Raw genomic sequence first — 12888 nt, 5'->3', positions numbered from 1 at the left:
AACAGCTTCTGCGGTCAGCCCGCCGACAATGCTCGAAGGCCGGCCGCGATGAATTCTCCAGTTGCTTCGGCGGCGTTGCGTGCTCCGGCACCGGTATCGGAGCCCGACAGTGCCCGGTGGGTGATGCCCTCGCCGATCACACCGAGCTTGAAGTTGGCCAACGCCATATAGAAGCCCCAGTTGTCCACCTCACGGCCCGATCGAACGGCGTACTGCTGCACCAGATCCGCCGCCGATGGGTAGCGGCCGCTCGTCCAGGCTGCGTCGGCACCGAGAACGGCATCGAACACGGGTTGCCGGTACACGCACATCAGCGCGACATCGGTCAACGGATCGCCGAGTGTGGACATCTCCCAGTCCACCACGGCTGCAACAGAACTTACGTCCTGGGCATCGAGAATCGTGTTGTCGACCCGGAAATCGCCGTGCACGATGGACGCCGCCGATCGGGTGGGCGCCGCGGCTTCGAGGGCGCGGTGAAGTCGGTCGACGTCGGGTAGTTCCCGTGTCTTCACCGTCTGCCACTGACGCGCCCACGTGGCGACTTGGCGAGCAACGAAACCATCGGGGCGACCGAACTTTTCGAGACCCACGGCCGCAGGATCGACGGCATGCAGCTCGGCGAGCACTCGCACCAATTCGGCGGCGTTGTCGGCGACCTGCTCGTCGGTCAGATCGCGCAGATCCTCGCGTGTGCGCACGACGCGCCCGGGAACGAAACGGACCACCGTCATCGGAGCACCGAGTACGGCACCTTCTCGGTCGAAGGCCACGGTCTCGGCCACCGGCACCGCGGTGGACGCGAGCGCGTCGGTCACCGCCCACTCCCTGGCCATGTCGTGCGCCGACGGGGTCAGGCCACTGGTCGGGGGCCGACGAACCACCCACGTCGAGGTGTCGTCGTACACCTTGTACGTCAGATTGGAGCGACCGCCGCTGATCATCTCGACCGTCAGCTCACCGTCGACATCGATGCCCTCGGCATGCAGGAATCGTTCCAGAGCAACGCGGTTCATGCCCGGTAGGTCGCTCATGACTGCTCCTGTGCGGCGCGCTTCGCTGCCCCGACCGCTCGTTTGGCGATAGCCCAGCGATGCACTTCCGACGGTCCGTCGTAGACCCGGAACGGACGTACTTCGCGCGAAAGCCGTGCCAGTGGCAGGTCGTCCGATACCCCGAGCCCGCCGCACATCTGGATGCTGCGGTCCACGATGCGAAAGATGGCCTCGGCTGCGAACGTCTTGGCGATGGAGGTTTCGTTGCTCGCGTGGCCGCCGCGATCCAGCTCGAAGCAGGCCTTGATCAACAGGGCACGGGATGCGGCGATGTCGATCTCGTTGTCGGCGACCATCTTCTGGATCATGCCGAGATCGCCGAGCTTGCCGCCGAACCCTTCGCGCTTAGCCACCTGGGCGACGGCGATGTCGTGCGCCCGTCTCGAGGCTCCGAGCCACCGCATCACGTGGGTCATACGGGCGGGCCCCAATCGCACCTGGGCGTAGGCGAAGCCCTCGTCGACGGCCCCGAGAACGTTCTCGTCGGGCACGAAGACGTTCTCGAAGAACACCTCGCAGTGCCCGCCGATCATGGCTTTGTCCAGGGTGCCGATATGACGGCCGACCGTGATGCCCGGTGTGTCGGCCGGGGCCAGGAACATCGTGGCTCCGCCTCGGTAACCCGGCTTTCCGGATGTACGGGCCATGATGATGAAGAACCCTGCGCCGTCGGCTCCGGTGATGAACCACTTGTGTCCGTTGATCTTCCATCCGCCGTCGGTCCGTTCGGCCGCAGTGGTGAGGGCCGAGGGATCGGAGCCGGCACCCGGTGCCGGCTCGGTCATCGCGAATGCAGATCGTCGATCGCCGCGGGCGAGAGGGGCGAGGAATTGATCCTTCTGTGCCGGCGATGCGATGTGCGCCAGCATGTGGACGTTGCCCTCGTCGGGTGCACCGAGATTGAGTGCGATGGGGCCGAACAGGGAGTAGCCCGCTTCCTCGAACACCGGTGCGCGGTCGCTCATCGACAGACCGTGCCCGCCGTATTCGACGGGTGCGTGCGGTGCGAACACGCCCGCTTCCTTGGCTGCGGACTGCATCTCGACCCGGAGGCCGTCGCCGCCTGCGTCGGCGATATTGCCCAGAAACCGATCCTCGATCGGGAGCACGTATTCGCGAGTGAACGTACGTGTTCGGTCGATCAGCTTCTCGACGTCTGCGTCGAAGGTGAGGTCGATGGCCATTCTGCACTCCCTGGTCGATACCGACCGAACACTCGCTCGGTCTCTCGAAGACTGGCATACATGCAGGTTTCGGTCAAGGAACTCACGTCCTGTGTGCAGTGCCTCGGCCGGTAGCAGCACCGACCGTTCGGCGTGCGATATCGAGGTACACCTCGACCAGTTCGGCCGGCGTCAGCGGGCCATCGGGTCGGTACCAGGTGGCCACTCCGATGCACATCGTGGTGACGGCCCGGCCGGCATCCGCGGGGTGCGGGGTGTCGAAGACCCCGGACTCGACTCCGTCGGTGACGATGGCGTCGAGCAGTCGTTGCTCTTCGTCGCGCTTGGCGATGTAGGCGGCGCGGTTGGCCGGCTCGAGACTGCGAATCTCGGTGGAGCACACGAACGCGGCATCGCGGCGATGGATATGGAACAGCAGCAAGGACTCCACGACCGCGTCGAATCGGTACTTCGGCGACGAACCCGCCCCGTCCATGGCCGATCGAGTCCGGTGTAACAGTTCGTCCATCGACGCATTCATGATGCCGACCAGGAGGGCCTGCTTCGACGGAAAGTGGTGATACAGACCGGGAACCGACAAGCCGGCACCCGCGGCGATCTGCCGCACCGACGTGCCGTGGTAGCCCTGCTCGACGAAGATGCGCAAGGCCGACGCCAGCGCTGGGGACAGTGCCGCGCCCTCGTATGTTCGCCAGTCGCCGATCGAGGTCATGCGATCACCGTAGAGGGCGCAGCGAACTGGGCCGGGCGTTCGCACCGGGTTGACACCAAAGTTGTGATCCGCAACACTATCGAGACAGCAGACCGAACGAGTGTTCGGTCGGTCCGCATGGGCCGAAAGTCTGCTTGAGCGGAAGGGCCGTTCATGACCCTCGACAGCGCGACCGGGCCTGCAACTGTTCTCGACGCCTGGCGTAGCCGAGTCGCCGACACCCCGGACCGGCCGGCGCTGGCGTACTTCGACGCCGTGCTCACGGTGCGCGAGGTGGACGAGGCGTCCGATGCACTTGCCGCCGCACTGTTCGATCGAGGAGTGTCACAGGGCGATCGCGTCGGCATCTATCTGCAGAACATTCCGCAGTACGCCTTGACGTTCCTCGCGCTGTGGAAGATCGGGGCGGTCGCGTTGATCCTCAACCCGATGTACCGCAACCGTGAACTTCGCACCTTGATCGACGATGCAGAACCTGTCGCGCTCGTCTGCGACGAACACGATCTCGATTCTGTGGGGGCGACGTTGCGCGGCAGTTCGATTCGACTGCTCGTGAGCACCAGCGGACTGGACCTGCAGACACGCGACGACCCACGAGTCTTTGCGTCGACGTCACGCGTGACACCCCGGCCCGACGACGATCTGATGGGTCTGATCGACCGCTACCGTGGTCGATCTTTCCCCGAATTCGATCCCAGGCCGGACGATCTCGCGCTACTGGCCTACACGTCAGGAACCACGGGTCCGCCGAAAGGCGCGCAGATCTCGCACGCGAACGCCTTCGCGACTGCCCTCGATTTCGGGGAACGGGCCGGTCTCGACGACGGCGACGTCGTGTTTGCCGTCGCGCCGCTGTTTCACATCACCGGCGCAATGCTCGACGCAGCGGTGGCCCTGATCCGCGACTGCATGCTCGTGTTCGCGCATCGTTTCGACGCGGCAGTCACTCTCGACGCTGTCGTCGAGCATCGTGTCACCTACACCATCGGTTCGATCACGGTGTTCAACGCGATCTCCGCAACCGAGGGTGCGACGAGGGCCCACTTCGAGTCGGTGAAGGCGTTGTATTCCGGAGGCGCACCTATTCCGCCCGCCACCGTCGCCGCGTTCGAGTCCCAATTCGGTTGCTACATCCACAACGCATACGGGATGACCGAAACCACGGCGGGAGTCATTGCCGTGCCACCCGGCGTGCGCGCGCCGGTGGACGCGGCCAGCGGTTCACTCTCCGTCGGGTTGCCTCTTCCGCGCGTGACGTTACGAACGCTCGATCCTTCGGGCCGGCCGACACCCCCGGGACTTCCAGGGGAACTGGAGATCTCGGGTCCGCAGGTGGTTTCGGGCTACTGGCGAAATCCGGACGCGTCCGAGTCGACGATGCCAGACGGCCGTCTTCGCACGGGAGATGTGGCAATCATCGACGACCACGGCTGGGTGTATCTCGTCGACCGACTCAAGGATCAGATCAACGTGTCGGGATACAAGGTCTGGCCCAGGGAAGTCGAGGACACCCTCTACGAACATTCAGCGGTGTTCGAGGCCGCTGTGGTGGGCAGGCCGGATGACTATCAAGGGGAATCGGTGGTGGCGTACGTGTCACTCCGGCGCGACGCCACCACGACGCCGGATGAACTGATGGCCTTCGCGCGTGAACGACTGGCCGCGTACAAGCGTCCGAAATCCATCCACATCATCGACGAACTTCCCAAAACCCAGACCGGGAAGATTCGACGTGCAGCACTCAAACCTGTTCCTGTGAAAAATAATTCGATCGAAAGTGGCACTCCATGACTGTCGGATCATCGCACGACACCCGCTCGGCACCGGATATTTCCTCACGGAAGAAATCGTTGTTCGCCAGCACGATAGGCAACGTACTCGAATGGTACGAGTGGAGTGCCTATGCAGTGTTCGCGCCGTTCATCGCGGCGGCCATGTTCAGCCAGGCCGATCCTGTCTCGGCATTGCTGTCCACGCTTGCGGTGTTCGCCGTCGGATTCCTGATGCGGCCTCTCGGCGGCATCGTGTTCGGACGAATCGCGGACAAGAAGGGCCGTAAGTTCGTCCTTGTCACCACGATGCTGATGATGGCAACCGGCAGCTTGCTGATCGGCATCATGCCCACCTACGGTGCGATCGGGGCCTGGGCCTCGGTACTGCTGTTACTCGCACGCGTCATGCAGGGTTTCGCGCACGGCGGCGAGTCGGCAACGGCGTACTCCTACGTCGGCGAGATCGCACCACCGAACCGACGTGGCATGTGGGGCAGCGTCGCGTTCGTCGCCATCTTCGGTGGATCGGCTCTGGCATACACCGTGGGTGGCGTCATCACCTCCACCCTGTCGGACTCTGCTGTCGGGCAATGGGGTTGGCGCATCCCCTTCCTCCTCGGCGCGCTCCTCGCGCTGTTCGCTCTCTACCTGCGCAAGAACATGGACGAGAGCGAGGTGTTCGACTCGGGGCAGAACAAGGTCGAACAAGAACCGATCGCGCGTAAGACCGTCGTCAAAGCGATCGTGTTGATGATCGGAATGACGTCGGGAATCACGGCGGCGCACTACACCTGGACCTCCTACGTGTCGACGTTCGCCATCACGCAGCGCGGGATGAACCCGGACACCGCCTACTGGATGCTCGTCGTCGCGCAGTTGATAGCGCTGGTGTCGCTACCGTTCTTCGGTCGCCTTTCGGATTCGATCGGTCGGCGGCCGATGCTGGCGGCATTCGCCGTGCTGATGTTCGTGCTGCAGATCCCGCTGACGATGCTGATCTCGACGCAGTGGTGGTCATTGCTGCTGCCGTCGACGGTGGCGTTGCTCGTCATCGCCGTCCCGGCCTCGATTCTGTCGTCGACGTTGTCGGAGAGCTTTCCCACCCGACTCCGCACGCAGGCAATCGGATTCGCCTATTCTTTCTCGGTTGCGGTGTTCGGCGGAACGGCACCGTATCTCAACCAGCTGTTCCTCGGGTTGGATCTGGGCTGGGTCTTCGGCGTGTACATCATGTTCCTCGCTGCCCTGACCGGAGTCGCTTGCTTCTACATGAAGGAGACCAAAGGCATCCGGCTCGAGGACGTCTGACTCGGACCGGCCGACTCGGTCGAATCGAACGACACGCCGGTGGTGTTGCGCGGTGCTCTACGTTGAGGTCATGAGAACCGCAGACGCCACTCGTCGACGCCTCCTGCTGCTGCTGACCGTCATCGGCTTCGTCGTCCCCAATGCCTACGTCGTCGGCTACTTTCGCGAGCACGGGGTGAGCGCGGGCAGCGCAGCGAAGTTCTTCTCCGAATGGGTGGCGTCCACGCCGACGCGAGCCTTGACCGCCGATCTCGGTATCACCAGTATCGCTTTCGGGATCTGGTCCAGAGGGGATGCCAAAGATCACGGAGTCAAACACTGGTGGCTGGTTCCCGTCGGTACCGGCTCGGTGGGAATCTGCTTCGCGCTTCCGCTGTATCTGTTGCTGCGTGAGTATTCGCAGTGATGTCGCCGATCGAGAAAGAGGACCGCTTCGATGACAGATGACGCCCTTGCCGACTTCGAGCGAACCGAGTTCACCGCGGACGGGCGCACGGCGCCTGTCTATCGAATCGGCACCGGGCCGGCGGTCATCGTGATGTCCGAAATGCCGGGCATCACGCCGAGAGTGGCGGATTTCGCGCGCACCGTCGCCGGGATCGGATGCACCGCGATCGTGCCGCACCTGTTCGGCGTCGACGGTAAAGATCCTTCGACCGCGCCCCTGGGTGTGCTCGGGACGGTGGCGACGATCTCTCGCGCCATCGTGCCGGCGTGTATCAGTCGAGAGTTCACCATCCTGGCCACCGGCAAGTCGTCGCGAGTCGTGGTGTGGCTGCGTGCTCTGGCGGCCGAAGAACACGAGCGGTGCGGCGGACCGGGCGTCGGTGCCATCGGAATGTGCTTCACGGGCGGGTTCGCCCTGGCCATGGCCGCCGACGATCGATTGATCGCACCGGTGCTGTCGCAACCGTCACTTCCGTTCGCGGCATCGACGTCACGCAGTCGTTCCATCGACATCAGTGCCGGCGACCTTTCGAAGGTGAAAAGCCGTTGTGCTGCGGGAGATCTCACTGTTCTCGGTATGCGGTTCCAGGGCGACACGATGTGTCCCCCTACACGGTTCGAGTTTCTGAGGGAACAACTCGGCGACGCATTCGTCTCCGTGGAATTGCCCGACTCCTCGTTCAATCCGGAAGCCTTCGGACCGCCGCACTCCGTCGTGACGGAAGGACTCATCGACGAGCCGGGTCAGCCGACGCGGCAGGCACTGGACCAGGTACTCGATCTGTTCCGCAGTAAGTTGCTCGCAACGCCGTGAAGCCCCGCGGCGCGAACACGATGCGAAGCCGAAGGTCGAATTCACGACCACGGAATCGTGGCCTGCAGAACCGCCTCCTTCAACGCGGCGGTCCGTAACGCCGTCACCGTCTGATATTCGGGATCGGCCACCATCTCGCTGAACGCCTTACGTGACGGGTACTGGACCAGGAGTACTGCATCCCAGGCCTGCCCGTCCTCCGCGGCAAGTGCGGTCGAACCGTCGCCCGCGTACAGCACCGTGGCGCCGTAGCGCGGGAGGAAAGTCTCGTCCAGTGCTTTCGCGTATTCTGCGTAGGAGTCGCGACCACCCTCGGCGAACCGAAGCAGGTTGAGCATCACCACCGGACCGCCGGGATCTTCTTCGAGGTAGCGCTTCAGGTCTCTTCCGCGGGGATCGACAGCCACAGTTCGAGTATGCGTGAGCCGTCGATCCTGTGGAGTGCAAAGCGCCGTTGTCGGTCGAGTCGATCCGCTGTCGGCCCCCACGAGACGGTGGCTCCGCGCTCAGCGGTAGAACTGGGGGAGCGGGAAACCAGTAACTCGATAAAGGGAAGTGTGTCGTCAATGTCCGATGTTGAGAACGTGACCGTATTCGGAACCGGAGTGCTCGGTTCACAGATCATGATGCAGGCTGCCTACCACGGAAAAACCGTTGTGGGATACGACATTTCCGACGAACTTCTGGCCAAGCTGCCGGACCGCTGGGAATGGATGCGCGGATACTACAAGCGTGACCTGAAGACTTTCGACGAGGCGCGCTTCGACAAGGCCATCGAATCCATCACGACCACCACCAGCGTCGCGGAGGCTGTTTCGGACGCCGACCTGGTGATCGAAGCAGTTCCGGAGGATCTCGACCTGAAGAAGAAGGTCTGGTCGGATATCGGCGCGTCCGCCCCGCCGAAAACTATCTTCGTGACCAACTCGTCGTCGCTACTGCCCAGCAGTTTCGCCGAGGCCACCGGGCGGCCGGAAAAGTTTCTCGCATTGCACTTCGCCAACCTCGTGTGGCGATACAACACCGGTGAGGTGATGGCAACTGCTGCAACAGATCCTGTCTACTTCGATGTCGTCCTGAGCTTTGCTTCGGAGATCGGTCTCGTTCCCGTTCCGGTCCGAAAGGAAATTCCTGGATACGTGCTGAACAGTCTTCTGATCCCGCTGCTGCAGGCGGGAGCCAACCTCTACGTCGGCGGGGTTGCCAATCCGGCGGACATCGACAACGTGTGGCGCATAGCCACCGGGGCACCCGCCGGTCCGTTCCAGATATACGACACTGTCGGCTTCAACGTCGCAGCACGTATCGCGCGCGCACACGGTGGCGAGGAGCAGGTCGAATTTGCCGACATACTGCAAAAGGGTATCGACGCGGGAAAGACCGGTCTCGGGGACGGTGAAGGCTTTTACACGTACGACTCCGACGGCCGGCGACTCGATGCTGTCGAGTCGTGGAACATCAACTGAATCACTCGATCCCGCCTGTCGGTGATCCTGGGATCGACGACCCGGGCTCGAGTAATCGGTCATGGGCGCATGTGCGCATGACCACCGGCGACGCCGAATTCAGCCGAGCCGGGTCAACCGAGTTGGCGTAGTTGTATCGCGGTGTCCAGCGCCAACCGATGCCACGCCGAACGCGGATCCCGTCCGGTCAGTTCCTGAGCCCGGCGCAGTCGATAGCGCAAAGTCTGCGGGTGCACCTGCAGTCGGGCGGCTGCAGCCGTTGCTGTGCCGGTGGAGATGAAGGCCGAAAGACCCAGCAGGATATGCTCGTTCGCTGCCTCGGTCAGCGGGCCGAGCACGCTACGCACCACCTCGCTCGTGTCGGCGGTCGGGCGCGCTGTCAACAGTGCCAACAGCTGACCGTCGCCCTGATCGAGCAGTGCCCGGCCGTCGAACGCGTGATCCGGTGCGGTCTCGAGCGCTTCCGAGGCGAGTCGCCACGAACTGCTGATATCGGTAACGGTCGATCTCTCCACGAGGCATCCGCGCAGCCGCAGATCCCGACACGCGAGGTCGACCTCGGCGCGATGGATCGACGGCGGCAGCAGCGCGATCGCGCGTTGTTCGCGCCGAGTGCACAAGTGTGTCCGTTGATCCGCCGTTGTGGTGCGGTCCGGAGGGACGAGGCCCATCGCAAGCACCAGAGACTCGACGGTGTCGTCGGACATGGGTCGGCCCGGATCGGTGGACTGCACCACGAGCAGGTTCGGGTGCGTGGGCAGCTTCAGGTCGAGTTCGCGAGTACGGTCCGACACCGTCCCGGGTGAGTTGTGTCTGTCAGCCAGCAAGTCGTCGAGGAACGCGGCGTGCGCCTGCGCACGGTTGGATGTGAGCTGTTCGCTCGCAATGACATACGCACCGATGATCTCCTCGGATATGGCGTCGATCGCGTCGAGCACGCCCAGGCCGAGTTCGGCGATGTCCGGCGGGTCGAGTACTTCCAGATACTCCGTTGTCACGTGCCGAACGAACACGCTCGACGCGACTCGATACGCGCGCAGCACATCGCCCAGCGGCCGCCCGTCTGCCGCGCGTGCGGAACCTATGGCTCGGAATCTCTTGTGGTCGCGGTCGTCGATCGTCCGATCGCCGTGCGCCCACAGGGCCATCAGCCGCCTCAGTGACCAATACGCGATGGCCTCGACATCGGCCAATTGTGCACCCTGCAGTGATCGGTAGACCGGGATCGCGTCGCGAATCGCGTGTACTGCGGATGCGACGACGGGGCCCAGATCCGATTCGATCTTCGCGACCACGGCGACCCGCGCCGGGTACATCGATCTACCTCGCACTCTTTATCAGCACCTGATAAATCCTATACTCATTCGACTCGATTCCCTTGAGTTCCGACGCCGACGACAGCACAGTCGAGGGAGACACCCGGGTCGAGCAGAAGAGTGGGGCAATGGACGCAGACGTGATCGTGGTGGGGGCCGGCTTGGCCGGACTGGTGGCAACCGCCGAACTGGCCGACGCGGGAAAGCGCGTGCTGCTCCTCGACCAGGAACCCGAGCAGAACCTGGGTGGTCAGGCCTTCTGGTCCCTCGGCGGACTGTTCATGGTCGACACGCCCGAACAGCGTCGAATGGGCATCAAGGATTCGGCGGATCTGGCGTGGCAGGACTGGCTCGGCACAGCGACGTTCGATCGCGGCATCGACGACCCTGCAGGGGAAGACTACTGGGGTCATCGGTGGGCCAGGGCATACCTCGATTTCGCGGCAGGTGAGAAGCGGTCGTGGCTCCACGCTCAGGGAATGCGATGGGTCCCCATCGTCGGATGGGCCGAGCGCGGCGGTTACCTGGCCGAGGGGCACGGAAATTCGGTTCCGCGATTCCACCTGACGTGGGGCACCGGGCCGGGTGTCGTCGCGCCGTTCGAGCGTCGCGTACGTGAGGCTGCCGACAAAGGGTTGGTGCGCTTCGGTTTTCGGCATCGGGTCGACGGATTCGTCGTCGACGGGGGAGCGGTGGTCGGAGTTCGCGGTGCGATGCTCGAAGCCAGTGCCGCGGAGCGAGGGGCAGGAAGTACCCGCGTCGAAGTGGGTGAGTTCGAGCTCCGCGCCGGAGCCGTGCTGGTGACGGCAGGAGGAATCGGGGCCAATCACGATCTGGTGCGCGAGAATTGGCCGGCGCGGCTCGGGACGCCGCCGAAGTCGTTGATCTCCGGAGTGCCGGAACACGTCGACGGCCGAATGCTCGGCATCACCGAGAAGGCCGGAGGCCGGCTGGTCAACAAGGACCGCATGTGGCACTACACCGAAGGCATCAAAAACTGGAATCCGATCTGGAAGAACCACGGCATCAGAATCATTCCGGGCCCGTCGTCGATGTGGTTCGATGCCCGCGGGCAACGGTTTCCGGTTCCGAACTTCCCCGGATTCGATACGCTGGGAACGCTGAAAGCGATCCAGGACAGCGGTTTCGAGTACTCGTGGTTCGTATTGACCCAGAAGATCATCGAGAAGGAATTCGCGTTGTCCGGGTCGGAACAGAACCCGGACATCACCGGCAAGAACCTCAAGCTCGTTCTCGGGCGGGTATTGCCCGGTGCCAGCGAACCGGTGGAGGCATTCAAGAAGAACGGCGAGGACTTCGTCGTCGCAGATTCTCTCGAAGAATTGGTCCAGGGCATGAACCGAATCACCGGCGAGGACTTGATCGACGGTGTCGACCTCAGGCGTCAGATCGAGTCGCGAGACCGTGAGGTGGACAATCCTTTCACCAAGGATCTGCAGATCTCTGCCATCCACAATTCCCGGCGCTCGCGCGGTGAACGCATCGCGCGGACCGCTGCACTTCACAAGATTCTCGATCCCAAGTCGGGTCCGCTCATCGCGGTGCGGTTGAACATCATCACCCGAAAGACGTTGGGCGGCATTCAGACCGATCTCGACGGTCGCGTTCTCGACTCGATGGGCACTGCCGTCGAGGGGCTGTGGGCTGCCGGTGAGATCGCCGGATTCGGCGGCGGCGGTGTGCACGGCTACCGGTCCTTGGAAGGAACCTTCCTCGGTGGATGCATCTTCGGCGGACGACAGGCAGGGCGAGCCCTGGCGGCGCAGGCGTGAGAGCGCCGCGTTCGCTCGGTAGACCCCCACTGCCCGATGCGGCCGAGATCGCCATCACAGCATCGGCGAATCCCCGATCCCCGGTCTCGGTCTCGTTTCTCGGGGTGAGCACGCTGCTGTTCGACGACGGCGAGTCGGCGATCCTGACCGACGGCTTCTTCTCGCGTCCGTCCCTACCGAAAACCCTTCTGCTGCCTCTACGTTCGGACGGCCCGAGAATAGACAGTGCGTTGGGTAGAGCCGGCATCGGGACGCTCGACGCGGTGGTGTGCGCCCATTCTCATTTCGATCATGCCCTCGACTCCGCAGCGGTGGCGCTGCGCACCGGCGCGGCCCTGGTCGGTGGTTCCTCGACTGCACAGATCGGGCGGGGCGCGCAGATGCCCGAGGGTCGCATCACCGTCGTCGCCGACGGTTCCGCGGTCGAACTGGGTCATTTCACTGTCACGTTCGTCGAGTCGGTTCACTCGTATCCGGACCGAGCTCACGGGGCGATCGACCGGCCACTGCGGCAGCCTGCTCGGGTGCGAGCGTTCCGGTGCGGTGAGGCGTGGTCGATGGCAGTCGAGCACCGTCCGAGCGGCAGGCGGGCTCTCGTCCACAGCAGCGCCGGGTTCCGAGCGGGCATGCTCGACGGCCTTTCCGCCGAGGTGGTGTACCTGTCCATCGGTCAGCTGGGGCGCCGAACACGCGAGTACATCGACGAGTATTGGCGGGAAACGGTGTTGTCGGTGGGGGCTCGGCGCGTCGTGCTGACGCATTGGGACGACTTCTTCCGGCCCCTCGACAGGCCGTTGCGACCGCTGCCCTACGCCTTCGACGACATGTGCACCTCGCTCGACGTATTGACCGCCTGTGCACGCAGAGATGGGGTCGAACTGCAGTTGCCGACGCTGTGGCGGCGTGCGGACCCCTGGGCAGACATGGTCTGAGGCACCGAACGGGAGCGACCGAAATGCGCGGCGGTCGTCGAGCAAGATAGGGCAGGGTATCCTCTCCTCTTGTTCGTCCTCCCGCTCAG

Annotated in this window: 12 protein-coding genes; 7 read left to right on the top strand and 5 right to left on the bottom strand. The window is 63.8% G+C overall.

What is annotated here, in order from left to right:
* Positions 1-14 precede the first annotated feature (14 nt).
* The 3 genes from CH268_RS23060 to CH268_RS23050 form a co-directional block, all read right to left on the bottom strand.
* Positions 15-1034, bottom strand: a complete 1020-nt coding sequence (locus CH268_RS23060; protein WP_094666008.1) for a phosphotransferase family protein — start codon at positions 1032-1034, stop codon at positions 15-17.
* Positions 1031-2239, bottom strand: a complete 1209-nt coding sequence (locus tag CH268_RS23055) for an acyl-CoA dehydrogenase family protein (RefSeq protein WP_094666007.1) — start codon at positions 2237-2239, stop codon at positions 1031-1033. Before CH268_RS23055 ends, CH268_RS23060 begins: the two co-directional genes overlap by 4 nt.
* 82 nt (positions 2240-2321) lie before the next feature.
* The gene (locus CH268_RS23050) at positions 2322-2951 is read right to left on the bottom strand and encodes a TetR/AcrR family transcriptional regulator (RefSeq protein WP_048319697.1); all 630 of its coding nucleotides are present in this window, start codon (positions 2949-2951) and stop codon (positions 2322-2324) included.
* Positions 2952-3104: 153 nt separating this feature from the next.
* Between CH268_RS23050 and CH268_RS23045 the strand changes: the two genes are divergently transcribed.
* From CH268_RS23045 to CH268_RS23030, 4 genes are all read left to right on the top strand, one after another.
* Complete coding sequence (locus CH268_RS23045; RefSeq protein ID WP_094666006.1) at positions 3105-4742, top strand: class I adenylate-forming enzyme family protein; 1638 nt, start codon at positions 3105-3107, stop codon at positions 4740-4742.
* Positions 4739-6031, top strand: a complete 1293-nt coding sequence (locus CH268_RS23040; RefSeq protein WP_094666005.1) for an MFS transporter — start codon at positions 4739-4741, stop codon at positions 6029-6031. The genes CH268_RS23045 and CH268_RS23040 overlap by 4 nt, the downstream gene beginning before the upstream one ends.
* Positions 6032-6101: 70 nt before the next feature.
* Positions 6102-6437 carry a DUF2834 domain-containing protein gene (locus CH268_RS23035; RefSeq protein ID WP_135046238.1) on the top strand — a complete coding sequence of 112 codons (336 nt, stop codon included), beginning with the start codon at positions 6102-6104 and terminating at the stop codon, positions 6435-6437.
* 30 nt (positions 6438-6467) lie between these two features.
* The gene (locus CH268_RS23030) at positions 6468-7292 is read left to right on the top strand and encodes a dienelactone hydrolase family protein (RefSeq protein WP_094666004.1); all 825 of its coding nucleotides are present in this window, start codon (positions 6468-6470) and stop codon (positions 7290-7292) included.
* A gap of 41 nt (positions 7293-7333) precedes the next feature.
* Here CH268_RS23030 and CH268_RS23025 read toward each other — a convergent pair whose 3' ends face one another.
* Positions 7334-7699, bottom strand: coding sequence for a DUF1330 domain-containing protein (locus tag CH268_RS23025; protein WP_027496177.1), 366 nt, complete (start codon positions 7697-7699; stop codon positions 7334-7336).
* 159 nt (positions 7700-7858) lie between these two features.
* Here CH268_RS23025 and CH268_RS23020 point away from each other — a divergent pair, with 159 nt between their 5' ends.
* Positions 7859-8758, top strand: a complete 900-nt coding sequence (locus CH268_RS23020) for a 3-hydroxyacyl-CoA dehydrogenase (protein ID WP_094666003.1) — start codon at positions 7859-7861, stop codon at positions 8756-8758.
* Positions 8759-8871: 113 nt separating this feature from the next.
* Here CH268_RS23020 and CH268_RS23015 read toward each other — a convergent pair whose 3' ends face one another.
* Entirely contained in the window at positions 8872-10089 is a 1218-nt protein-coding gene (locus tag CH268_RS23015; protein WP_094666002.1) for a PucR family transcriptional regulator, read from the bottom strand.
* Positions 10090-10202: 113 nt separating this feature from the next.
* On the opposite strand from CH268_RS23015, the gene CH268_RS23010 reads away from it, so the two are divergent.
* Positions 10203-11867 (top strand): FAD-binding dehydrogenase, encoded by a 1665-nt coding sequence (locus CH268_RS23010; protein ID WP_027496180.1) that lies wholly within the window; start codon positions 10203-10205, stop codon positions 11865-11867.
* Complete coding sequence (locus CH268_RS23005; protein ID WP_255182483.1) at positions 11864-12799, top strand: MBL fold metallo-hydrolase; 936 nt, start codon at positions 11864-11866, stop codon at positions 12797-12799. The genes CH268_RS23010 and CH268_RS23005 overlap by 4 nt, the downstream gene beginning before the upstream one ends.
* Positions 12800-12888 lie beyond the last annotated feature (89 nt).

This window comes from Rhodococcus sp. 06-1460-1B (genome assembly GCF_002258475.1).
Lineage (GTDB): Bacteria > Actinomycetota > Actinomycetes > Mycobacteriales > Mycobacteriaceae > Rhodococcoides > Rhodococcoides fascians.
Note: the sequence above shows the minus strand (reverse complement) of the source record. Positions and strands in the feature narration are given on the sequence as shown.